Annotated in this window: 22 protein-coding genes; 12 read left to right on the top strand and 10 right to left on the bottom strand. The window is 37.5% G+C overall.

The genetic code is table 11. The annotated features are described in order from the left end of the window. Window positions 1-79: 79 nt before the first annotated feature. Window positions 80-1945: a DUF2207 domain-containing protein gene (locus tag ACLHDG_RS08635; RefSeq protein ID WP_415405820.1), complete on the bottom strand. Its 1866-nt coding sequence runs from the start codon at window positions 1943-1945 to the stop codon at window positions 80-82. 11 nt (window positions 1946-1956) lie between these two features. After that, complete coding sequence (locus tag ACLHDG_RS08630; RefSeq protein WP_415405819.1) at window positions 1957-2520, bottom strand: LemA family protein; 564 nt, start codon at window positions 2518-2520, stop codon at window positions 1957-1959. A gap of 251 nt (window positions 2521-2771) precedes the next feature. On the opposite strand from ACLHDG_RS08630, the gene ACLHDG_RS08625 reads away from it, so the two are divergent. The 3 genes from ACLHDG_RS08625 (at window position 2772) to ACLHDG_RS08615 (ending at window position 5629) form a co-directional block, all read left to right on the top strand. Next, complete coding sequence (locus ACLHDG_RS08625; RefSeq protein ID WP_415405818.1) at window positions 2772-3662, top strand: 5'-nucleotidase; 891 nt, start codon at window positions 2772-2774, stop codon at window positions 3660-3662. A 134-nt stretch (window positions 3663-3796) separates the two neighbouring features. Continuing rightward, window positions 3797-4783, top strand: a complete 987-nt coding sequence (locus ACLHDG_RS08620; protein ID WP_415405817.1) for a DUF438 domain-containing protein — start codon at window positions 3797-3799, stop codon at window positions 4781-4783. A gap of 249 nt (window positions 4784-5032) precedes the next feature. After that, window positions 5033-5629, top strand: coding sequence for a hypothetical protein (locus tag ACLHDG_RS08615; RefSeq protein WP_415405816.1), 597 nt, complete (start codon window positions 5033-5035; stop codon window positions 5627-5629). Between the two features lie 8 nt (window positions 5630-5637). Here the strand turns inward: ACLHDG_RS08615 and ACLHDG_RS08610 are convergent, their stop codons facing one another. The 4 genes from ACLHDG_RS08610 to ACLHDG_RS08595 are packed head-to-tail and all read right to left on the bottom strand — an operon-like array spanning window position 5638 to window position 8905. Continuing rightward, window positions 5638-6246: a class II aldolase/adducin family protein gene (locus ACLHDG_RS08610; protein ID WP_415405815.1), complete on the bottom strand. Its 609-nt coding sequence runs from the start codon at window positions 6244-6246 to the stop codon at window positions 5638-5640. Further along, window positions 6240-7307 (bottom strand): S-methyl-5-thioribose-1-phosphate isomerase, encoded by a 1068-nt coding sequence (mtnA, locus tag ACLHDG_RS08605; RefSeq protein WP_415405814.1) that lies wholly within the window; start codon window positions 7305-7307, stop codon window positions 6240-6242. Before mtnA ends, ACLHDG_RS08610 begins: the two co-directional genes overlap by 7 nt. A gap of 1 nt (window position 7308) precedes the next feature. Continuing rightward, the gene (gene mtnK / locus ACLHDG_RS08600; protein ID WP_415405813.1) at window positions 7309-8523 is read right to left on the bottom strand and encodes an S-methyl-5-thioribose kinase; all 1215 of its coding nucleotides are present in this window, start codon (window positions 8521-8523) and stop codon (window positions 7309-7311) included. A 58-nt stretch (window positions 8524-8581) separates the two neighbouring features. Beyond that, a complete protein-coding gene (locus ACLHDG_RS08595) occupies window positions 8582-8905 on the bottom strand; it encodes a hypothetical protein (RefSeq protein ID WP_415405812.1) in 324 nt (107 codons plus the stop codon). 146 nt (window positions 8906-9051) lie between these two features. Here ACLHDG_RS08595 and ACLHDG_RS08590 point away from each other — a divergent pair, with 146 nt between their 5' ends. Together ACLHDG_RS08590 and ACLHDG_RS08585 are read left to right on the top strand one after the other, a co-directional pair. Then, entirely contained in the window at window positions 9052-9417 is a 366-nt protein-coding gene (locus tag ACLHDG_RS08590; protein ID WP_415405811.1) for an STAS/SEC14 domain-containing protein, read from the top strand. A 267-nt stretch (window positions 9418-9684) separates the two neighbouring features. Next, window positions 9685-10218, top strand: coding sequence for a transglycosylase SLT domain-containing protein (locus tag ACLHDG_RS08585; protein WP_415405810.1), 534 nt, complete (start codon window positions 9685-9687; stop codon window positions 10216-10218). 10 nt (window positions 10219-10228) lie between these two features. Here the strand turns inward: ACLHDG_RS08585 and ACLHDG_RS08580 are convergent, their stop codons facing one another. Both ACLHDG_RS08580 and tgt read right to left on the bottom strand, forming a co-directional pair. Then, entirely contained in the window at window positions 10229-11452 is a 1224-nt protein-coding gene (locus tag ACLHDG_RS08580) for a cation:proton antiporter (RefSeq protein WP_415405809.1), read from the bottom strand. Window positions 11453-11799: 347 nt separating this feature from the next. Beyond that, window positions 11800-12924, bottom strand: coding sequence for a tRNA guanosine(34) transglycosylase Tgt (gene tgt, locus ACLHDG_RS08575; protein ID WP_415405808.1), 1125 nt, complete (start codon window positions 12922-12924; stop codon window positions 11800-11802). 302 nt (window positions 12925-13226) lie between these two features. Here tgt and ACLHDG_RS08570 point away from each other — a divergent pair, with 302 nt between their 5' ends. From ACLHDG_RS08570 to bioV, 6 genes are all read left to right on the top strand, one after another. Then, window positions 13227-14585: a COG3400 family protein gene (locus ACLHDG_RS08570; RefSeq protein ID WP_415405807.1), complete on the top strand. Its 1359-nt coding sequence runs from the start codon at window positions 13227-13229 to the stop codon at window positions 14583-14585. Window positions 14586-14646: 61 nt separating this feature from the next. Beyond that, on the top strand, window positions 14647-15699 hold the full coding sequence (gene aroB / locus ACLHDG_RS08565) for a 3-dehydroquinate synthase (RefSeq protein WP_415405806.1): 1053 nt from the start codon (window positions 14647-14649) through the stop codon (window positions 15697-15699). Continuing rightward, window positions 15696-17402: a mechanosensitive ion channel domain-containing protein gene (locus ACLHDG_RS08560; RefSeq protein WP_415405805.1), complete on the top strand. Its 1707-nt coding sequence runs from the start codon at window positions 15696-15698 to the stop codon at window positions 17400-17402. Before aroB ends, ACLHDG_RS08560 begins: the two co-directional genes overlap by 4 nt. Before the next feature lie 36 nt (window positions 17403-17438). After that, window positions 17439-18695, top strand: coding sequence for a tRNA (N(6)-L-threonylcarbamoyladenosine(37)-C(2))-methylthiotransferase MtaB (gene mtaB / locus ACLHDG_RS08555; protein ID WP_415405804.1), 1257 nt, complete (start codon window positions 17439-17441; stop codon window positions 18693-18695). Next, on the top strand, window positions 18673-20346 hold the full coding sequence (locus ACLHDG_RS08550) for an AAA family ATPase (RefSeq protein ID WP_415405803.1): 1674 nt from the start codon (window positions 18673-18675) through the stop codon (window positions 20344-20346). Before mtaB ends, ACLHDG_RS08550 begins: the two co-directional genes overlap by 23 nt. A 15-nt stretch (window positions 20347-20361) precedes the next feature. After that, complete coding sequence (gene bioV / locus ACLHDG_RS08545) at window positions 20362-20877, top strand: pimelyl-ACP methyl ester esterase BioV (protein ID WP_415405802.1); 516 nt, start codon at window positions 20362-20364, stop codon at window positions 20875-20877. 120 nt (window positions 20878-20997) lie between these two features. Here the strand turns inward: bioV and ACLHDG_RS08540 are convergent, their stop codons facing one another. Next, window positions 20998-21183, bottom strand: coding sequence for a PLDc N-terminal domain-containing protein (locus ACLHDG_RS08540; protein ID WP_415405801.1), 186 nt, complete (start codon window positions 21181-21183; stop codon window positions 20998-21000). Window positions 21184-21313: 130 nt separating this feature from the next. Then, window positions 21314-22513, bottom strand: coding sequence for a class I SAM-dependent rRNA methyltransferase (locus ACLHDG_RS08535; protein ID WP_415405800.1), 1200 nt, complete (start codon window positions 22511-22513; stop codon window positions 21314-21316). A 111-nt stretch (window positions 22514-22624) separates the two neighbouring features. Here ACLHDG_RS08535 and aqpZ point away from each other — a divergent pair, with 111 nt between their 5' ends. Next, on the top strand, window positions 22625-23314 hold the full coding sequence (gene aqpZ / locus ACLHDG_RS08530; RefSeq protein ID WP_415408337.1) for an aquaporin Z: 690 nt from the start codon (window positions 22625-22627) through the stop codon (window positions 23312-23314). Window positions 23315-23325 lie beyond the last annotated feature (11 nt).

Below are 23325 nucleotides of genomic sequence, written 5' to 3'. Positions count from 1 at the left end.
ATGTGCTATATAGGAGATTTTATAATGTAAAGTACAAAACAAGAAGCCTAAAAAAATTTAATTATGACGAAGAAGGTAATTACCAACTACCTCCACCTCCACCACCGCCTCCACCACCAGAGAAACCACCTCCACCGGAAAAGCCACTTCCTCCACTGCTTTTTGAAGGAGGAGTTGCAGCACTGTCTACTGAGGAGGAGAAGTCTTTCATATTGTTAATATTGCCATGATACCAGTAAGGGGTACTAACACCCAAGATTGCAAAGAAAGAGAGCCAGTGTTCTGTCTCTTTAAAGAGTACAGCATAAGGCAACATCTTTTCAAGATAGAGTGGATCCATCTCCAGGCGTCTTTTGATCTCATCTTCTTTTACGCGCTTTACAAACTCTTTTAAGCCTAAAAGGTGTGTGCGGGCATAAGCACCTTTTTGTGTATATTTACCTATTCTTTTGTAGGTAAATACTAAGGCTATGATCAAAACAGCTATAACTGGAAAGGGTCCAATAAGTATCTCTTTTAATGCAATCTTTTGACTTAATAATCCATAAGCAGGACTACTTCCTATAATAGCAAAGACAACTCCAAAGATCTTATTGAACCAAGCTTTACTGCTAAAGAACATACTTAAACCTACACCGGCAAATATAGATGAAAATATAAGAAGAGAGATAACCTCTATACCGTATTTATCAAAAAAAACATAAACAGCTAAAGCTAAAACAGGCAACAAGTATAAAATACTTTTCCAAAGAAAGTTTTTACGTACTCTTTGTGGGTTTTCAACCATATACCCATCACCTACAGACCAAGTATAGAGATTATCATTGATATGCCCAAACCCTTTTTGTAACGCTGAAGCTTTTGATTCTGAGCCAGATGACATACTAAAACTACTCTTGCCTTTAAAGAGTATTTGATTCAGTAGATACTTCTGATCCATGTTTAAATCTTCTGTACTCTTGTGTGTACGTTTGAGTAAGGGATCCAACTTTTTATCTTTATGGTCTATCTCCAAATAACCCAACTGTGCAAGTTCCAGTACTGCTGCGGAAAAATCTTCATTATCTGCAAATTTATCTAGCACAAGTCCTGACTCCAGCAGACTTAAACCTTTTGGTGCTTCATACTGCACTGCTACAGATCTTTCATCTACAAAACCTGTATGCTTTTTGTACATAGTACGGAAGTAAAGTAAAAAACCTGCCAAAGCTCCCCAGTGCCAGATCCCCAAGAACCAATCGAGAAATGAGGCTTTGACATTTTCAAGTCCATTTTGATCTAAGGTATTGGCAGGGTAAGCCATCTCGACTGTCGCACCCTCGTAAGGCTTAAGACTTGCTACCTTTACTTGTAAGTGCTGCGCATTTACCCAGTTACTTGTTGCTCCAGAACTCTTCATACCGTAACGACCTGTATAACTTGAAAGTGCTATATTATGTTGACTGAGTGAGGGTGGTAGAAAAAAGTTAGCTTTTACATTGGCAATAGGGATTTGCCAACCTGTTCCGATGATGTTCCAACGTACCGCATCATTTTGTTCATTTTGTGCAGCAGGGAGCACACCTTTTTTCACACGATACGCGATACGATACATATGTTTACCTGTAATATAGGTAGAAGCAGAACCTATCTTCAATCGGATAATATTACCTGCATGCCTAGAGCCCATAGTGGACTGTTGCCACTCAACCATACCACCATCAAGTTGTACAGAAAAGTTGTATAAACCTATATCTTTTGTGACAGTATTGACCTTCACTGTAAAGGGAATATCACGAAAGATACCATGTTTTGAAGCACCTTCAAAGTTATACTCTATAGACTCAACAATGGAGAGTTCACCACTTTGTTCTACGGTTACGTTGATCTCATATGCTGAGATCTTTTCAGCCCAGAGAGGACTAGCCTCTACTAAGAAGAGTAGGGCAAGAAGAAAAATTTTCATACTTACTTCGCTTAGAAATCTATCTTAGGCATCTTCTTCACAGCTTCAGCTTCACTCTCATCAAGCTCAAAGTAGTCACGTGATGTAAAGTTAAATTTCTGTGCCACAAAAAGATCAGGGAAAGATTCTAGTTTTGCATTATAATCTCTGACGATCGCATTGTAGTAACGTCTGGCATTTTGGATAGCATCTTCAAGACCACTTAACTCTCCCTGGAGGTGTAAAAAGTTCTCATTTGCTTTGAGATCAGGATACGCTTCTGCTAATGCAAAGAGTTTTCCCAATGCTCCAGAGAGCATATTAGCAGCAGCTGCTTTTTCTTCTACACTATCTGCATTCAGACCTTGTTGACGTGCCTGGATGACTTTCTCAAGTGTATCAGCTTCATAATCCTTATATCCTTTTACTGTATCTACCAGTGCAGGGATAAGGTCATAACGACGTTTAAGCTGTACATCTATATCTGACCATGAAGCATCTATACCTGCTCTCAGTGACACAAACTTGTTATAAATTACTATTAAATAACCAACAACTGCAACTATGATCAACAATACTATATTTCCAAAACTCATTCTTCATCCTTTTAATGTGATTTCGGTAATATTATAACAAAGATATATGACAAATGTGTGTCAAAAATAACATATGATTTAGCGTTTGTGTTATACTTACTTAAAAATTAAAGTAATTTTCTAAAATATGACTAGTCATATGAGCCTACTGCTGAAGTTATCGTAGTGTATAGCTTCAGCAAGTCATAGTGACAACGTAGTTATTTGGGCTTTGCTCAAATAGCGTTAATTTCAATAAAAAAAGAATATTTATGGCTTATGACCTCCAAGATAAACTTGTTATTGCTATCTCCTCACGTGCACTCTTTAGCCTTGAAGAGGAAAATGCGATTTTCGATAAAGAGGGGCTTGAAGCGTATTATGATTATCAGCTCTCCCGTCTTGATGACCCCTTAGCTAAAGGATCTGCATTTAGATTTGTACAAAATCTGTTAGCTATCAATAAAAAATTTGACAACAAACTCATAGAAGTTATCATCCTCTCACGTAACAATGCTGCAACAGGACTACGCATAGGACGTTCCATAGAACACTACAATTTAGACATAGAACGCACAGGGTGGACGGCAGGTACTCCCGTAGCTCGCTACCTTGAAGCCTTTAAAGTGGACTTGTTTCTTTCTGTCCACTCCCCTGATGTTGAAGAAGCAGTTAACTCAGGAGTAGCAGCAGCAACCATACTTCCACATACACCCATTACATCCCAAGAGAGTGATATGGTGAAGATAGCCTTCGATGGAGATGCCGTTATCTTTGGTGATGAGAGTGAAAAAGTGTATCAGGAAAAAGGCTTGGAAGCGTTCATAGAGCATGAAAGGAATAATGCCAAAAACCCACTCAGTAAAGGGCCTTTCTTCAAGTTCCTCAAAACTATCTCAGAGATACAAGACAAGTTCCCTATGGAAAGTTCTCCCATACGCACAGCGCTTGTAACGGCTAGAAACTTTTCAACACATGAAAGAGTACTTGGAACTTTAGAAGGTTGGGGTGTACGTGTAGATGAAGCCTTTTTCCAAGGCGGTGTACAGAAATATGAAGTCATAAAAGCTTTTGGTGCAGACATCTTTTTCGATGACCAGGACACTCACTTGGAGCCTACTTCAAAAGAGACACCCTCTGCTAAGGTACCGTATAAACGTTAGATACTAATTAATATTAAATATCTATTCTTTTTCTTTGTGCTACTCCTTGATGTAGCTCAATAGATTTTCTCTTTCATTCCAATATACTTCGCGAAACTATTACCTGGCGTGGTAATATCTAAGGCTATTATAATATGAGTGAATTTTTAAACAACAATACCTCTCCTTTTGAAGGACAATATCCAGACGGGCATCCCGTACGTACTTATCTTGAAGAGAATCTTCTTATCCGAAGTATCATCAATGAATTACAATCTGTCAATATTCAAGAAAACTTTGAGTTTTTCAAAGAGCTTTTTAACAAACTGGGAAAAGTTGAACTTCACTTTGCACGTAAAGAGAATCAACTCTTCCCTTACCTTGAAAAGCATGGATGGACATCTCCTTCACAAGGTATGTGGGCATTTCATGATCAGATAAGAGATGAGATCAAAGAGACAAGAAAAGCTATAGAAGCAGAAGATATTGAAGCTATTATCATGAATGCTCAACAGGTTTTTCGTTCTTTAGAGCACATCATGCAAGTAGAAGAAGGACGACTTCTTCCTAATGCAATGAATCTGCTTAGTGAAGAGGAGTGGAAAGAGTTTCGTGATGGAGACAAAGAGATAGGCTGGATGTTTGACACAGCTCCAACACCTTACCCAGAAGTAGAATACATCCACCCAGGGGAAGATACTAAACGTAAAAAGCTTCCATTTGGCACAGAAGACAAAACACACTATGATGAAGGATATCTAACTCCTGCACAAGTTAATTCTATCTTTAGAATCCTGCCTGTAGACATCACCTATGTCAATGAAAATGACCAAGTTGTCTTTTATAATAGAGGTGAGGACAGGGTTTTCCCTAGAAGTGCAGGTATCATCGGTCGTGAAGTGAAGTTTTGCCACCCGCCAAAAAGTGTAGATCAAGTCCTTAGGATCCTTGAAGAGTTCAAAGCCGGTACTCAAGACCTTGCTGAGTTTTGGATCCAGTTTAAAGGGAAGTTCATCCATATCCAGTACTTTGCAGTACGTGACGAAGATAGAACCTATCGTGGGGTCATAGAGATGAGTCAGGATGTAACGCACATAAGAGAACTCGAAGGTCAACAGCGTTTACTTGATTGGGATTCGTAGAGAATTCCTCGTTCCATCTCTCCCGAGATGGAACTCATATATCAATTCAAACAGTAAATAAACTCCCCCCCACTAAACACAATAATACCATATATGCATTCACCTCAGGAGAGCTGGAAAGAGACAAATACTTTATATGGTTATATTTTAATATAATTAGTTATAATGAATTATAATTCATATATTTAATAGTTATTTTTTTAAAATTCAATTTTAGAAAAAATCTATTATCTAGGAAAGGTGAAGTTTATGCTAAAAGTACAATATGTAGGACCAAGAGTAGAGATATCAAATCATGGAGTTGCTTATAGAAAGTCTAAAGAGGATAAATATGTTTATCTCATGGTAGCCTTGGAGATCCTTAAAAATATAGACAATGATGCTGAACGGAAAAAATTATATAGCCATGATTTTGAAAATAAAGCACTAGAAGAAGTATTACACAGTATCTTGAAATGTCATGAAAGTAGTGTTGAGGAAAAAGTTAAAGAAGAAGGGCATCAATATGAACAAAAAATGCTACAGGAGATAGAATATATACGAAACTTACCGCATTTAACAGATATTGACAAAGAAGTTTGGATAAAAAATATTGAACTTATGAAAGTATATAGGATACAAAGAGCTATCAATAAAAGATGCTATATCCATTGTATACAAAATATTATACAGGTGATAAAAAATAAACAAATACAAGAAATCACAACACCTTTTAATAAAAGTTTTTTTCATGTTTTAAACTCTATCCGTGGCGCACTTATCGCAGGAAAACCTTCCCTGGATGCAAAAGTAATGGAAGAAAATAATAAAGATGATCAAATGATCGTAAAATTATCTATAGGGTAGTGGTACTGTTAAAAACCCTCTTGTAAATACGCTTGCATAATAGTGTAAAGCACCAACTCTGCCTCTTCCACACTTCTACCAAAGGTGATGATACCCTCTTCATGCCCTTTCATTACAAATGCATTGTTCATCATAGGATCAAGGTTAGTGTAAAGTCCTGCGATCTCTTCTACCATCTCGGCTGTTCCGTACTCGGCTGTAGTAGCAAGGTCATTTTTGGCTTTCATAAACTTCCAAAGTGCTAAAGAGTGAATATGGATCACCGTTGTGATACGGTCATCTATCTCATAGATCATAGCATGACTGAGTGCTTCACTGCTTGGTTTATGTGTTCCTTGTGAGATGACTTTAAAAGTGCTGAAATCATAATCACTGATATAGGTGTAATACTCACGAGAGAGCGTCTGCTTTCTTCCTGTTTGCGTAGCTGTGATAAAAAAAGATTTAGAATTATCGTCTCGTATCGAAAGATTGCCATAACCTATCCCGTCTTTCTCACCTATCAAGCCTAGGGTAAAAAGGCGTGTACGCAGTGCTTCAAGTTGCTCATAACCTGAAAACAGGGGAATGTCTTGTTTTTGATGCTCTATACTGTATTTGATAATACCATCTAGCATATGAGCTCTTTTATGGCTTTTTCATCTGCTTCGATGAGTCCTGCTTCGGTGATTAGTCCCGTAATGAGTCGGGCAGGGGTAACATCAAAACCATAATTTGCCCCTTTTGCACCCTCTGGTGTAATGCGAAGCTCCCCGGGTTTCCCCTCACTGTCAATCCCTCTCATGATATGGATCTCATCTTCACTACGCATCTCGATATCTATCTCTTTCATACCGTTGCAACTTTCAAAATCAAAAGTACTTAAAGGCAAGGCAACATAAAAAGGTACACTGTTATCATTTGCAGCCAATGCTTTGAGGTAAGTACCTATCTTGTTTGCTACATCTCCACAGCGAGTTACTCTATCTGCCCCTGTAATGGCCATATCAACCATGTTATGCTGCATCAGGTGTCCGCCGGTGTTGTCTGCTATGATGGTATGATCAATGCCTGCATCTAAGAGTTCCCATGAAGTTAGATTTGCTCCCTGGTTACGCGGACGTGTTTCATCTACCCATACATGTACATCGATACCTCTTCGTTTTGCTTCATAAATGGGAGCTAATGCTGTCCCACTGTCTATGATGGCAAGCCAACCTGCATTGCAATGGGTTAAGATATTGATCTTTTTCAGGTTCTTTTCCTGCATGATCTTCTCGATGATATCACAGCCTACCTTCCCGATGGTTTCACTACGTTTTACATCTTCATCACAAATGGCTATGGCTTCTGCTTTTGCGTCTGAAAGCACGTTATCACTCTTTTCTATAATATCTAACATTCTATCTACTGCCCACATCAAGTTTACTGCTGTGGGGCGAGAGGATCGTATCTTCAGGGCTTCATCTTTAATGCGTGCTTTGTCATCTCCAAACTCACGTGCAAGTAGATACACTCCCATCGCAGCTACATTTCCTATGACCCCGGCACCACGTACTGTCATATTTGAAATAGCTTCAGTTGCTTCAGCACCTGTAGTGAGTTTGCGTATCTTTGTTTCATGGGGAAGGTAACGCTGGTCAAGTACCTCTAAATCCCCGTTGTCATTTAACCATATTGGTCTGTATTTTCCTTGCATTTTAAGCCTTAATCAATTTCATTATATCATCTGTGGTTTTCACAGTATGGTATTGCTTTATAAATCGTTCCCCGATGCTGATAGCAAGACGATTTGCTTCTTCACGAACGGCATCATCTTCGATCCCTCGAATATCTTCTACCCCTGCGATACCAAACTGCCTTCTTATGATCTTGCACCCTGCAAAACCGATGCTCTCTTGTAAAAGAGTTTGCATGTACTGCTTTTGATATGATTTAAGTATTTCATCATTGGCAAAGCCTTTAGTCAGCAAAGCACTCTCTTCAGTTTCATTCCATAAAGTGCGGAATTTTTCATCAAAACGCTGCCATACACTATTGATAGTTTCTAATATTAAATCTGAATATCTGCTATCATTATCCTGCACAGTATGAGAAACCCAGGACATCACGAGGTTCGCAATAAGTGCACCCACATCAAATCCCATCGGTCCGACAAAAGCAAACTCGGAGTCGATGACATAAGTCTCATCCTGGTTGATCATAATAGAACCGGTATGTAGATCACCATGAAGCAGGGCATCACTTTGGTTCATAAACTTGTATTTAAGGTGTAAGATCTTTGTTTTGAGTTCAAGATCATTTGCGATACGCTCTGCCACATCAGAGAGTTCTGGAAGTTCAGCATTGGTTTCATCTTCCATGAAAGGTGCAGTAAAGACAAAGTCTTCTGTGAGTTTACAAAGTTCACTGTTACCTATGAATTGTGAGACAAGAGTACGTTTATCAGAACTTGAGAGATAAAGGGAAGAAGTCTTAAAGAGCGTGTTAGCCAAAAAGGAGCTGATATCTTCTGCAAACTTTGGATACTCTATGCCTTCTATCATCCCTTTACGCATGATGATATGAGAATTTAAATACTCCATAATGAGCAGACTCATCTCTTCATCACTATGGTAGATCTTTGGTATATGAGGACTAAGCTGGGCAAATCGTTCAAGGGAACGGATCTCATACGTCATTCGCTCTTTAGACAGAGGATAACTTTCCCCCACACAACGCAAGTAGGGTACAGCTTGTTTAATGATGAGTTGTCGGGATCCATTAGAGCTTGAAGTGACCAAAAAGACAAAGTTAAGATTTCCATCACCTATCTCATCAATGATAAGTGAGTCAGCATCAAAAAAAGCTTTGATCTTTGGCAATGAAAAGAGATAGGCTTCAAGGTTTGATGCATCAAGAATGGTATAGGACATGCTTAGCTCCATTTATCAGAATAAAGCTAATTATATCAGCCTTAACATAAGTATAGTTCTAAAGTGTCATAAAATCTACAAGCTCAACGCCACTACACCCCTTTTTTATCCTTTTGTGTTCTCGTGCATCTTCTTCTGCCAGTTCAATGAGATCAGCAAAATCTTTTTTATCTGCTTCAAACTCAAAGATCTCTTTTTCCGTACTGATCTCTATTATGACATCTTCAGAAGTAGAGAGTGCAATATTACGTAATCCTTTTGCAAATTCACTTTTGATCGCTTTGGCCACTTTCTCATTTTGAAGTATTTGAATAAGGCTAACCTCATTATATACATCACCGTCACAGAGCATTTTATAGCTAACTTTCATCGTTCCATCCATTATATTGCCTTTAATAGTTCATTTTATCAATTATAGTCTATTTTGCTAAAGTTAATAAATTATATGTCAAATTGTTATATTTTTCTTCTATTAACTATTCTTATTTATAATATGTTAAAATAATAAAAACTTAAAAAGGGATCTAGATGCTACATACTATATTGAATAAAGACAATGGGATCGTAATACTACAACCTCATGGTGCATTGAGAAAAGAAGATTTTGATAAAGCTGTTAAAGTCATAGACCCTTTTATTGAAGAATATGGAAAATTGAACGGAATTATTATCTATACCAGATCATTTCCGGGTTGGGAAGATTATGCTGCATTTAATAGACATTTAACATTTATAAAAAACCATCATAAAGAGATTAAAAAACTTGCCTTCGTTACTGATTCTATGGCTGGAGGTTTTGGAGAATTAATATCATCTCATTTTGTTGCAGCTGTAATCAAGAGCTTTGACTATGATAAAATCGGAGATGCTAAGATGTGGATATTAGAAGACTAAAACTTAAGAATAAACTCTTAGCAGATAACCTGGCATATTTTTTGATTAATTGTTGATTAATCGTTGATTTACTTGTTTTATATACTATTACATGAATAATTTGAAGATCAACTTCAGATTCCCCTTGGCTTTTTTTTAATTCAAATCTACAATCAAATCAGGAGTAACACTATAGAAATATTATTTTATATAGGTATTATTTACCTTACTGCAAAATTTTTGATCATACCATTAATGGTATCAACCAAACCAATAATACAAATACTTATGAGAAGAATATACACCGTTCTTTTTGTTCTGTTTTTAACTGCTACAGCTGCTGAAGCTTCTTACGCTAAGTTGGCTAAAGATGCAGGTCTAAGCCATAAAACTATGAAAGAGATAGTGAAAAAAGTGGTAAAGTATGAATCAACTACTGGTAATTATCATACTAAAAATCGTAAAAGTGGTGCTTATGGGCGTTATCAGATCATGCCTAAAACGGCTCACTCTTATGCAAAAAAACTAAAGATACCTAAAAGTAAATGGAAAATACCGCACAACCAAGATAAAATTTTTAAAGCTATATTGAGAGATAACATACGAAGCTTGAAGAGGAATGGCATAAAAGTAAGTGCATTCTCCATTTATGGAACACATCAACAGGGAGCAGGTGGTTTTAATGCCATTGTAAAGAATAAAAAACTCACAAAAACTTTAGAAAGAAATCTTAGACATAATCTTCCCAACAAACTAAGATCAACCCACAGAGCAAATCTCAAACGTACATGGATGAGATATTGGAAAAAGAAGTTTGCATAATTTTGGGTATTTACATGGTGCGGTAATTAGTTCTAAAAAAATACTTCATCATAACAGGGGGCAATAGTGTTGTTACAACAACTACCAAGATCAAGATGGAATAGGTCTCGTTATTAAGTGCCTCCGTAGTTCTGCCAAGCTCAGCAAAGATCAAACCTACTTCTCCTCTTGGGATCATAGATAGACCTAAAAAAGTTTTATCTTTTAAACCCATACCCGGCACCAGAAGTGCTGCTGAATATTTGCCGACAAATGCCATCAATATGAGTAGTGAAGAGATCATCCAAAAATGCATATCGCCAAAATCAATCACACTTAAGTCTATCGATAACCCAACATAAACAAAGAATATAGGGCTAAATAGGTAGATGATAGGATGCATTCTATCTCTCAAATGTTCAAGAAAATCATGATCATCTTCATTGGGATGCAGATAAGAAGCAAATGGGATAATAAAGCGTCTTGAAAATGCAATACCCGCAGCAAATGAACCTAAAATTTCAGGGATCCCTAAAAATGATGCAACGTAAGAGAAGAGTAGGATCAGTGAGATTATAAAGCTGGGGATAAACCCATGAACACGCCGTTTAAATGCTAGGTGACGCATGAGTTTTGCGACACCTTTGGCAACTACAGGAGTAAGCACAAAAAAGATCACAATAAAAGCAAAAATTCTACCCGTATGTACCAGAGAGATTTCACCAGTAGAGATATAATCATAAACAAAAACCAAAAAGAGTATACCTATCAGGTCATCCATAACTGCGGCACCTAAAACGATCTGTGCACGTTTCCCTGTAGCAATACCTATATCTTTTAGGACACGCATAGTGATACCAATACTTGTAGCAGTAAGTGTCCCGCCAATGAAAAGAGATGCATTTAAAGAGAGATTTAAAAAGAGGTAAGAGATAACAAAGCCTAAGGTAAAAGGGATGATAGCCCCACCAATGGCTAAAATTGAGGATTGGATACCAACATCTTTAAGTTTATTGATATCGGTTTCAAAACCAATTTCAAAAAGGAGTAACATAATTCCGATTTCAGCCAGTACTTTTAATAAGGGACCGCTTTGGGAGAGTAAGATCAGAGATAAACCGCTGGGACCTAAAACAAGCCCTGCAAAGATTTCGCCTAGTACCGCTACCATACCAAAATAGGCAAAAAGTTCTCCAAAAACCCTTGCACCTACAAAAACCAGTAACAGTACCAATATAAAACTATGCGTATCCATAATTTTCACTCCTCACTATGGAGAGTCTAAACTTAATTCATTATATCAACATTACTCTTTATTACCGTACCAACTAAATACCCAAACTTTTGAAAGAACGAGAGGAGGTAAGATGTGAGTGAAAAAATATGTAGGACTAACTGGTTAATTCAAAGATTTTTTTGCTTGCAGACTGCCTTCTCTCGTTCTTCCCGAAGGGTGCTGTGCTTTCGCACATACTCCGCGTTAGATTTTTTCGAATTCGCTAAGGCGAGTCCTTCAAAAATCTGCCTTGATTATGAACGAAATCACGGCATCAAAAATTTGGGTATTTAGTTGGTGCGGTAATATTATTCAAAATAACTGGCTTACTTTACTGCTCTCTTCTTGTAAAACTCACTTTTAAATGCCTCAAATCTACCTTCAGTGATCGCCTCTCTCATCTGTTTCATAAGATCAAGATAATAATAGAGATTGTGGATCGTTCCAAGTCTAAAATACGTGATCTCTCTGGCACGGAAAAGATGGCGCAGATAGGAGCGTGAGTAGGTTTGGCATACCATGCAGCCACATTCCGGGTCTATAGGTCCTTCATCGGTAGTATATTCCGCTTTTTTAATGTTTACTTTTCCAAAACTTGTGAAGAGGGTACCGTTACGTGCATTTCGTGTAGGCATTACACAGTCGAACATGTCAATACCTCGTGAGACATTTTCTACCAAGTCTTCAGGTGTACCAACACCCATAAGGTAACGTGGTTTGTTTTCGGGCATGAACTGTGTGGTCCACTCTACAGTATCATACATGTCCTGATTGGCTTCTCCTACGCTAAGCCCTCCGATGGCAAAACCATCATAGTCCATAGCACAGAGCTCTTTGGCAGATTTCTCACGAAAGACATTGTCTGTTCCACCCTGGATAATGGCAAAGATGTTTTGATCTACACCTATGCCTTCTTCTTGCTTGGCTCTAAAGTAGTCTATGGACTCCTGTGCCCAGCGTGTAGTACGTTCTATGCTTGCCTTGATACGATCTTGTGTAGCGGGCAGAGCTACGAGGTCGTCAAGTATCATCATGATATCTGAACCCAGGTTGTGTTGGATATCTATCACTTTTTTAGGTGTGAAGTAGTGTTTACTTCCATCAAGGTGACTTCTAAAAGTGATGCCCCCTTCATCTATCTTGACATTGTCAGAGAGTGAAAAGGCTTGGAAACCTCCACTGTCTGTAAGAAAACTCTTGGGATACTTGGTAAAACCGTGTAGTTTTCCCATCGTCTTGATGGTCTCATCACCCGGACGGATGTAAAGGTGATAGGTGTTCCCCAGGATGATCTCCGGCTTGATAAAAGTCGCAAGGTCTGTAGCATCAAGGGCTTTGACCGCACCCACTGTGCCAACTGGCATAAAAACAGGTGTTTGGATGGTAGAATGGGCTGTTTGGATGGTACAAGCTCTTGCTTTGCCATCGGTTTTATCTATCTGAAATTGCATTGTGTTATAATATCTCCCAAAAAATAATTACGAAAGTATATCTATTTTTACAAAATAAGACAAAATCGACTAGTCGCGTGAGCTCTCCGCTGAGGACAAGCATTAAAACGCAGTGCATGTGAAGCACTAAATGTCTTCATCGTAGGACTAAGCGTCCAGAAAAAAATTTAGTTTTTTTCTAAGTCGTGCTTTAGCACAGAAGCGTAGCTAATATATGAAAAAGGATTTTCATCAAAAACATACTTATCCTCGCAGATGGCAGCATCGCTAAACATTTCATAGAATGGGTCGGCAAAAAAAGAGTGGCTGAAAACAAATACTATGTCACATGCTATAAAGAGGATGTAGCACCGGAAAACATGCCTAAAAACATCTCTTTGATCCATGCAGATCCTACCAGCTTTTCTAAACTGAAAAATATTATGGATGATGTCAAATATTCAAATGTTTTTATCATTATGGAAGATATTGAAGATGTAAAGTATTCACTTAAAAATATACGCCTTATTGACGATAAAGTAAGAGTAGTGCTTGTAAATCAATGGGACGATGAGGAGATAGGCCGAGATGAAGAAAATGTTACCATACTGAATAGTGATGAACTGTTGGCTGCACACCTCTATGACAACCTTCCCAACGTACCGGTTGTAGCACAGAACGTAGGACTTGGACGTGGTGAGATCATGGAGATCCATATACCCTTTGGAAGTGCTTATGCCTACAGACATGTGGGTTCCATCCTTCAGCGTAAATGGAAGATAGCAGCTCTCTATCGTGATGAAAAACAGATCATCCCAACCAATGCAACGATGATACGTCCCAACGACACACTGCTTGTTTTAGGTAAACCTATTGTACTTGATGGTGTCTATAAAACCATTAATAAAAGAATAGGATTATTCCCTGAGCCATTTGGTAAAGACCTTTATCTGCTACTGGATTTCAGGTATGATCAGGAAAATGCACTGCTTTACCTTAAAGAGAGCATCTATCTTTTAGAGAAACTTGAAGAGAAATCACTTTATGTTCGAGTACTTTATCCAAATAATTTTGCCCTCATAGAGGAGATCAAAGCACTGGAATCAGAACATGTAACACTCTCCATTTGTTATGATGATAATGCTATTAAGACACTGATAGAGTATGATATCCATCAGTATGATATAGGACTTGTACTCAACAGTATCCAAACATTTGAAGCTGATGAGCTGAAAGAAACACTCTATGATCTCAAAAAACTGGTTTATCTTTTTGGGGATAACCTTCTCTACAACATTAAAGAGTGTGTGATACTCATGAGTGAAAATGAGAAGATGGAATCCATCTCCACTACAGCATTCGATATCTCTGAATCACTCAGTCTCAAACTTACCCTTGGTGATTTTGATCCGGAAGGAGACTTTGAGAGTAAAAAGATGATCATTGAGCACTATGAAACTCTGACACATATCTTTAATATGGAGATAAACATCGAACAAAAGGTGGTAAATCCTATCAGAGAGATCGCCAATATGAAAGATATATTGCAAATAGCACCTTTTGAAAAACAACTCAATACAGATAATTTGATGAAGCTCATCTCAACAAAAGTACAGGATTTTCTTCTTACCACAAAAAGACATCCAAAACTACTGGTTCCTTTTGCCTTGGCTGAAGGGTAATAGGGGATTAAGGGCATTTGAGATAAAATAAAGCAATTAATATTGTACAAGGTTTCCCCAGATGATCGTCCCTATAGAATTAGCGCATACGCCAAATATCACTTATGACATTACCATAGATGCACTGCCACAACTCACTTTCGATACAAAAGTAGCCATCATCACTAACCCAACTGTAGCAGGATACCACCTTGATACACTTTTGGCACATATCAAAGCACCCCAACTTGATATAGTAACCATTCCTGATGGTGAAGAGTATAAAAATCTTGAAACCATAGAAAATATACTTAATGAACTCTTTGAGCATAAACTTGACAGGAAATCCCTTCTCATCGCTTTTGGTGGTGGGGTTATAGGTGACATGACAGGGTTTACCGCAAGTCTTTACCAAAGAGGGATAGACTTCATACAGATCCCAACTACACTTCTTTCTCAGGTAGATGCCAGTGTTGGAGGTAAAACAGGTGTAAATAACAAGTATGGAAAAAATCTCATCGGTGCATTTTACCAACCTAAAGCGGTTTACATAAACCCTGAGTTCTTAAAAACATTACCTGCACGTGAATTTGCCGCAGGTATCGCAGAGATAGTCAAAATGGCTGTAATGTTTGACAAAGAGTACTTTACATTCCTCCAAGAGGCTGACTTCTCAGATGAAGAGGTACTTAAAGAGGCGATACGTAAAAGTGTAGAGCTTAAAGCATGGGTGGTCAATCAAGATGAAAAAGAAGCCGGTATCCGTGCAGTATTGAACTACGGGCATACTTTTGGGCATGTGGTTGAAAATGAGACAGATTACACCACCTATCTACATGGTGAAGCTGTAGCCATAGGGATGGTCATGGCAAATGCATTGGCAGTAGAACTTGGACTGTTTACCCAAGAAGAAGCGCAGAGCGTTAAAATACTTTTAGAAAAGTCTTCACTGCCAACGCAATATGTGATAAAAGATGTTGATGACTTCTATGAACACTTCTTCCTCGATAAAAAAGCTGCGAATAACAGTATCAAGTTTATCTTACCTAACGGAATGGGACACTATAAAGTAGTCTCAGACATAGATCAAGCTATTGTTAAAAAAGTGCTACATACTTTTGGAGAAGAAGGATGATACGAATTTTATTATTCACATCACTTTTTTTTACCACTTTGGCATTTTCTATGCCACAAACAGAGCAAAATAGTACTACTTCTATCACAGAAGAACAAAATAATTTAACTGCTCAAACAGATATCTTAGAAGAACAAAACAGTTCATCCGATCAGGTAGATAGCTTAGATAAAGCACAGAAAAAAGAAGAGTTATTAGCCAGAAAAGCCAATCTGGATAAAGAGATCCTTGATAATAATATCTGGTCCAAAATTTATAGTAATTACCATATCTATATAGAATTCAAAAAGGATAAAGCGGTACTTGATAATCAGATCAACATATTGGATGATAAATATAAACGTACAGTGAAAGAGAATGAAGCTTTAGAAATACTAAAAAATAAAAAATCTGTACTTATTGGAAAACTTCAACTTCTAGAAGAGTATGGAACTGACCCTTTTAAAAAGTTTCTTACACCACCTGTCATAGAAGAAGTACCCACTGTAGGGAATCCTATTGCTGTTATCTCTGCCATCTCATATCAAGAAAAACTTAAATCTGATCAAGAAGAGTATCACCAAAGATATGAATCACTGCAAACTGTTATGGAAAAAATGAAAGAAAAAGAGAAAGTAGTTGAAGAGATTTTTCTACTCGATGCAAATAAGACAAAGTACGGTAAAGAACTTTTAGATATCAAAGATAAGATCAAAACCTTTGCACCTGTGCTTGATATTTTCAAAACAACACAAAATGTTCACACCAAAAAGATAGACGAGATCAAGCTTAACCTTCAATCTGATATTAAAAGAGAACTTGAGAAGACGATGAACCTTGGAGCTATCATCCTCTTCTTTATCTTATTCCTCTTGTTTGTCAAATATCTTGTTCGTCGTTATATGTCTGATAATGACCGTTTTTATACGATCAATAAAGCACTTAATGCCACATTCTTTACTGCTTTAGTCTTTATTTTACTCTTTGCATATATTGAAAACGTAAGTTACCTTGTAACTATCCTTGGTTTTGCCTCTGCCGGTATTGCTATTGCAATGAAAGACTGGTTTATGTCTATTATGGGCTGGCTGACTATTATGTTCGGTGGTGCGATACATGTAGGGGACAGGGTAAAGTTTGTCAGGGATGGTGTTGAGTATGTGGGTGATATCGTAGATATCTCACTGCTTCGTATGACAATGCATGAAGATGTAACACTGACTACCTCTATGGTAAACCGTAGAGCAGGACGTATCATCTTCATACCAAATAACTTCATCTTTACAGATATGATAGCCAATTACTCACATGCCGGACTTAAAACCGTATGGGATGGTATAGACGTGGTAGTCACCTTTGATTCTGATATACACAAAGCATCTTCTATTGCTAAAGAGGTAGCAAAGAAGTATTCCAAAGGGTATACAGATATCACAAGAAAGCAGATAAACAAACTGAGAAGTCAATACAGTATGAAAAACACCAATGTTGAACCTCGTGTCTTTACACTTATCGAACCTTATGGAATGAAGATAAGTATATGGTATTTGACCAACTCTTATGCAACACTTACACTCAGAAGTACCATTTCAGCAGAGATCATTTCACGTATGCAGGAAGAAGAAAGTATCTTACTCGCTTTCCCTACACAATCTATCTATGTCGATAAGGATGTTCGCAAACCAAAAGTTGAAGATCCTACACTTTTTGATGATGAAATATGATGATAAGAATTGAAATTCAATACAGTGAGGCACTAAATGCCGAATCGTAAGAAAGTTTATTTTAAAACCTTTGGATGTCGAACAAACCAGTTTGATACCCAGGTAATGATGTCCAAATTACGTGAATTTGAACTCTCTGAAGATGAAAGTAGCAGTGATATCATTGTTGTAAATTCATGTACTGTTACCAATGGTGCAGACTCTTCTGTACGTAATTATATCTCCTCTATGAAACGTAAAAATCCTGATGCCAAGGTAGTTTTGGCAGGTTGTGGTTCACACTCTAAAGGTGAGGGGCTTTTTGAAGATAAAAAAGTTTTTGGTGTGATGGGGCACTCTGAAAAAGAGAAGATCAATGAGATACTTAAGATCGATGAGCCTTTTTATCAGATAGGTGACCTGAAACATATCGACTCTACTATTGTAGAGGAGTTCGTAGGTAAAAGCAGGGCATTCATCAAGATACAAGAGGGTTGTGACTTTAGATGTTCGTATTGTATCATCCCTGCTGTTCGTGGTGATGCCAGATCTCATAGAGAAGAGACTATCCTGGAACAGATCAGTAAACTTGCTGCCAATGGTTTTGGAGAATTCATCCTTACCGGAACCAATGTAGGAAGTTACGGACAAGACCATAATACTTCAATGGCGAAACTTCTTAAGAAAATGAGCTACATTCGTGGTGTAAGACGTATACGTATTGGAAGTCTCGAGCCTATACAGATAGATGATGAGTTTATGGAATTATTGAATGAACCTTGGATGGCAAAACATTTGCATATTGCCCTGCAGCATACCAGTGACAAAATGCTGGAACTCATGAACAGACGCAATAGTTATAAAACAGACTTGGAACTTTTTCACAAGATTGCAGACAAGGGTTATGCCTTAGGTACAGACTACATCGTAGGACATCCGGGTGAAGATGAAAAAGAGTGGGCTGAAGCGATGGATAGAGTGAAAGAATTACCACTTACACATGTGCATGCCTTCTCTTACTCAAAACGTGACAACACTGTCTCTGCAACCATGAAACCGGAAGTAAGAGGGAACATTGCCAAAGAGCGTCATCGTGAACTTACAGAACTTATCAAGGCAAAAAACTTTGCCTTTAGACGTGATCATACCCAAGGACTTGAAGTTCTGCTCGAAAATGGTAAAAATGGTGTCTATCATGGATTTGATCAGTATTTTAACAAAGTAGAAATTCAAAGTGAAGAAGATCTCAGTTCTAACTGGGTTCTACTCAATAACGTGGAGGTCACCAGTGATGGAAACAAAGCTAAACTTTAAGCCTAAAGCACTTAATGGCAAAAATATTAAAATTATTATATCCCTGCTTGTAGTTTTTGTAGGACTACTTGCTTTCGGAATACTTCGAGATACTGATGATCTTATCACACATAAGCAGGCAAATAGCCTCTACAGTCAAGATAAAATACAAAAAGTGATCGTAGATGGAGAGTATATCCGTCTCAGAACAGCAGATAACAATTATAAGATCTATAAAGATGCTATCAATAAAACTGCTTTTTTTACCAAATACCCTGTAGAAGTAACTGAGGACAGCAGCTATCTTTATGATATTTTATCTTTACTCATCATACTTGGTGCTTTTGGACTGCTTTATAGATTTATAAAACAGAGTAAACTACAACAACTCAGACAAATAAGATCTGTAAACAGAGCTGATAATGCAGATAGCAGTGACCCTGTACAGGCACTCTCTTCAAATGTAACCTTTGCTGATGTTGCAGGTATCAAGGATGTCAAAGAGGAACTTGAAGAGATCATCGATTTTCTTAGAGAACCGCAGAAATACCGTGACCTGGATATACGTTTACCTAAAGGTGTTCTGCTTGTAGGACCTCCGGGAGTAGGTAAAACACTTATATCCAAAGCGGTAGCAGGAGAAGCAGATGTACCTTTCTTTTATCAAAGTGGTGCTTCTTTTGTACATATTTATGTAGGTATGGGAGCAAAAAGGGTCAATGAACTCTTTAAGAAAGCCAAGCAGATGGCTCCAAGTATCATCTTCATTGATGAGATCGATGCTGTAGGTAAAAGCCGTGGTGAGTTTAGAAATGATGAGAGAGAAGCGACACTGAATCAGCTCCTTACTGAGATGGATGGTTTTGAAGACAGTTCAGGTGTTATCGTCATAGGTGCAACGAACAAAATAGATATGCTCGATGAAGCACTGCTTAGAGCAGGGCGTTTTGACAGACGGATACATATTTCACTTCCAGACCTGGAAGACAGAGCTAAGACCTTAGAACTCTATTTGGCACATAAACCCAATCAGGTTGACATAGCACAAGTGGCACGTATGACCGTGGGCTTCAACTCAGCAGCACTCGATACGCTTACGAATGAAGCAGCTATTTTTGCCATGAGAGAGGGGCGCACAATTGTTGAGACTTCCGACTTTGATGCAGTAAAAGAGAAAGTACTCTCCGGAAAACGCAAAATACTGAGTTTCACAGAGCAAGAGCGAGAGATACAGGCAATCTATCAAGGTGCAAAAGCTGTTATTGCAACATGGTTAGATGTTGAGTTTGAGAAGATAGGCATCGTTAATACACAACTCATAGCACAAGAGCATGAAATACTCTCACGCTCTAAACTGCTTAACAAGATCAAAGTCTATTTGGCAGGAAGCCTTGCGACAAAGATACACTATAACGAACAGTTCAGCAATGCAAGTGCAGACATTATGCTTGCTAAAGAGCTTGTAAGAAAAGTCATTTATGAGTATGCCATGAGTGAAAACTTTATCGTAACACCGCTTCAGGAGGAGGATCTTTTAAGAGAGTCTGTTTCTGAGGTAAATGCGCTTTTAAAAACATTGGAAAAAGCACTTTCAGAAGTCTCCAACTATCTCTTGTCCTATGAAAATATTACACATGATGAATGTAAAGAGATACTGCGGGAGATCTTTTAGTGATGGTCTATTTTAATGTCTACATACTTTAACGGTTTTTCTCTTCAAAAAGAAGAAGAACTCTTTTCTGAATATCTTATAGAAAGTGAATTATGTGTAGCAGGTTTCAGTTATGGTGCACAAAGAGCTTTTGAGTATGTGTATGAAAGCAAAGAGCGTATAGACAGGCTCATTCTTCTCTCTCCTGCTTTTTTTCAGACACAAAAGCCCAGTTTTATACGTACACAGTTACGCTATTTTGAAGCAGGACAGGAAGCTTATGTAAAACAGTTCCTATCCAATGTTACTTTTCCCTCAAAGACAGACTTGTCAGCATATTTAAAAATAGGAACAAAAGAAGAACTTGAAGCACTTTTAACTTACCTTTGGGATGAGAAAAAGTTACAAGAAGTGCTTGATAGAGGTACTACGATTGAAGTCTTCTTAGGGAAGGATGATAAGATCGTAGATGCACAAGCAGCTTTTGATTTCTTTGCACCTTTGACTGCTACTTATTTTACGAAGAGTGTAGGGCATGTGTTGAGAGGCTAGGACCCTCTATACTCCAATACTCTTCCTTTGTGTATCTCCATATGGCATCAAGTACTAGATACCGATACACTTACTGCTATAAAGTGTAACTGGGAGGGGTGTGTCTAAACCATAATAGTTTCAACTCTCCAATAAATCTTTTTTTAAGTAGATATAAAAAAAAGATAAAGGCGGTACAAAGACTAAACCTATGATCCAAAATATTTTTTCTTTTTCATTTTTAAATTTATTGAATATTGCAGAAGCTAAACAATAAAACCAAAGTAAAATAAATAATGATATGAGTATAAGAGTAATATTAGACATAATAAACATTTCCTTTCTTAATTATTTTAATTACAAATCCATTATATTAAAATAGAGTTAATGGAAAATTTCCTCGCTACAATGGTTGTATAGACTAGGAATAAAGAAGTATGGGGCAAGAAATAAGAAATTACCCAACTTTCCTAATAAACACAACCTTAAGATAATCACCCTCTCTAAACTTATCCATAACTCTAAAATCTTTTGGTAAAGAGAAAGTCTCTTCGATACTATATTCCCCGTTTAACTCTTTAAATGCTTTAGAAATAAAATCTCTAAATTTTTGCATATCAAAGTTTGAAGCATTGGTTGAGGCAACTATCACACCACCCTTATTTGTGATCTGAATAGCTTCTTTGAGAAGTTTAACATAGTCTTTGGCTGCAGAAAAAGTATGTTTTTTTGACCTTGCAAAACTGGGTGGATCAAGTACTACCAGGTCAAAAGATAATTTTTTTCTCACGGCATATTTGAAGTAGTTAAAAACATCTTCTACGATGATGTCTTGGGATTCTACATCAATATTATTTATACTGAATTGTTCTTGTGTTTTACTACGGCTTCTGTTTGCCAGATCAACAGAAGTTGTCTTTGTCGCAGCACCAAGAGCTGCAAAAACTGAAAATGCACCTGTGTAAGAGAAGGTATTTAGTACGGTTTTACCTTTTGCATACTTGTCTCTAATGGTTTTTCGTACTTCTCTTTGATCTAAAAATACCCCTACCATGGCTCCATCATCCAGATATATGGCAAAATTTGCCCTATTTTCTTTTACTATGAGGGGAGACTCAGCACGATTTCCACACACAAAATCATCTGCATCATCAAGATATTGACCTTTTGTATCAAATCTCTTTTTTTGATATATCCCTTTATACTCAACGCTGCGTCTAAGTGCCTCTAAAATATCTTCTTTAAATGCATATATACCAATGCTATACCATGTGACCAAATAGAACCCATTAAAGTAATCTATGGTCAATCCACCTATACCGTCACCTTCACCATTAAAAACTCTAAAAACTGTAGTATTTTTATTACTATAAAAATCTTCTCTATACTTGATAGCAGATTTTATTTTTCTGATAAAATAGCTTACATCTATGTTTTCATCTTTTTTAGATGTCAGTACCCAGCCATAACCTTTATTTTGTTTTCCATAGTACCCTTTGACTATGAACTTTTTTCTATCATCCAGTAGATTGACTATCGTACCCTCATCTGAGACTCTGTTCCAGTCAACAATAGACTCTTTAGTGATCAGTGGATATCCATCGTGATACGCTTTTATATATCTTGGTTTTATAGTTAAGTTTATCTCTTTATTCATATTAGAATTATAGTATAAATTTTAATTTAGGTGCTGTAATAAAGATTGTATACATAGTTTTTAGTTATACTTAATCGTGTACAATATTTAAACTAAAGGGAAAAGAATGTCATTAGGAAAAAAATCGGTGCTGAATTTTTCGGTACGTTTTGGTTGGTTTTAGGTGGTTGTGGTTCTGCGGTACTTGCTGCAGGTTTTCCAGAACTGGGTATAGGTTTTGTGGGTGTTGCATTTGCATTTGGTTTAACTGTACTTACGATGGCATACGCAGTAGGGCACATTTCGGGTGGTCACTTTAATCCTGCGGTTTCTTTTGGACTTTGGTCTGCCGGAAAATTTGAGACTAAAGAGTTACTCCCTTATATCGTGGCTCAAGTAGTGGGTGGTACGCTGGGTGCCTTTGTACTCTACATGATCGCATCTGGTCAAGCAGGCTTTGAAGCAGCTGGATTTGCAAGTAACGGATTTGGAGAGCTTTCTCCAGGTAAATACAATCTAAGCTCTGTGATCATTACTGAAGTAGTTATGACATTTATGTTCTTATTTATCATTTTGGGAGCAAATGATGAAAAAGCACCTGCCGGGTTTGCACCGATTGCTATCGGTTTAGGCTTGACATTGATCCACCTTATTTCTATCCCTGTGTCAAATACTTCTGTAAACCCTGCTAGAAGTACTGCTGCAGCAATTTTTGCAGATACTGCTGTAATGGGTCAACTATGGGTATTTTGGGTTGCACCTATCGTAGGAGCTATCCTTGCCGGTGTAGTTTGGAAACTCTTTTTTGCTACATCTAAATAACTTTTAACTGG

Source organism: Sulfurovum iocasae, assembly GCF_047716765.1.
Taxonomy (GTDB): domain Bacteria; phylum Campylobacterota; class Campylobacteria; order Campylobacterales; family Sulfurovaceae; genus Sulfurovum.
This window is presented reverse-complemented; position numbering and strand designations above follow the sequence as displayed.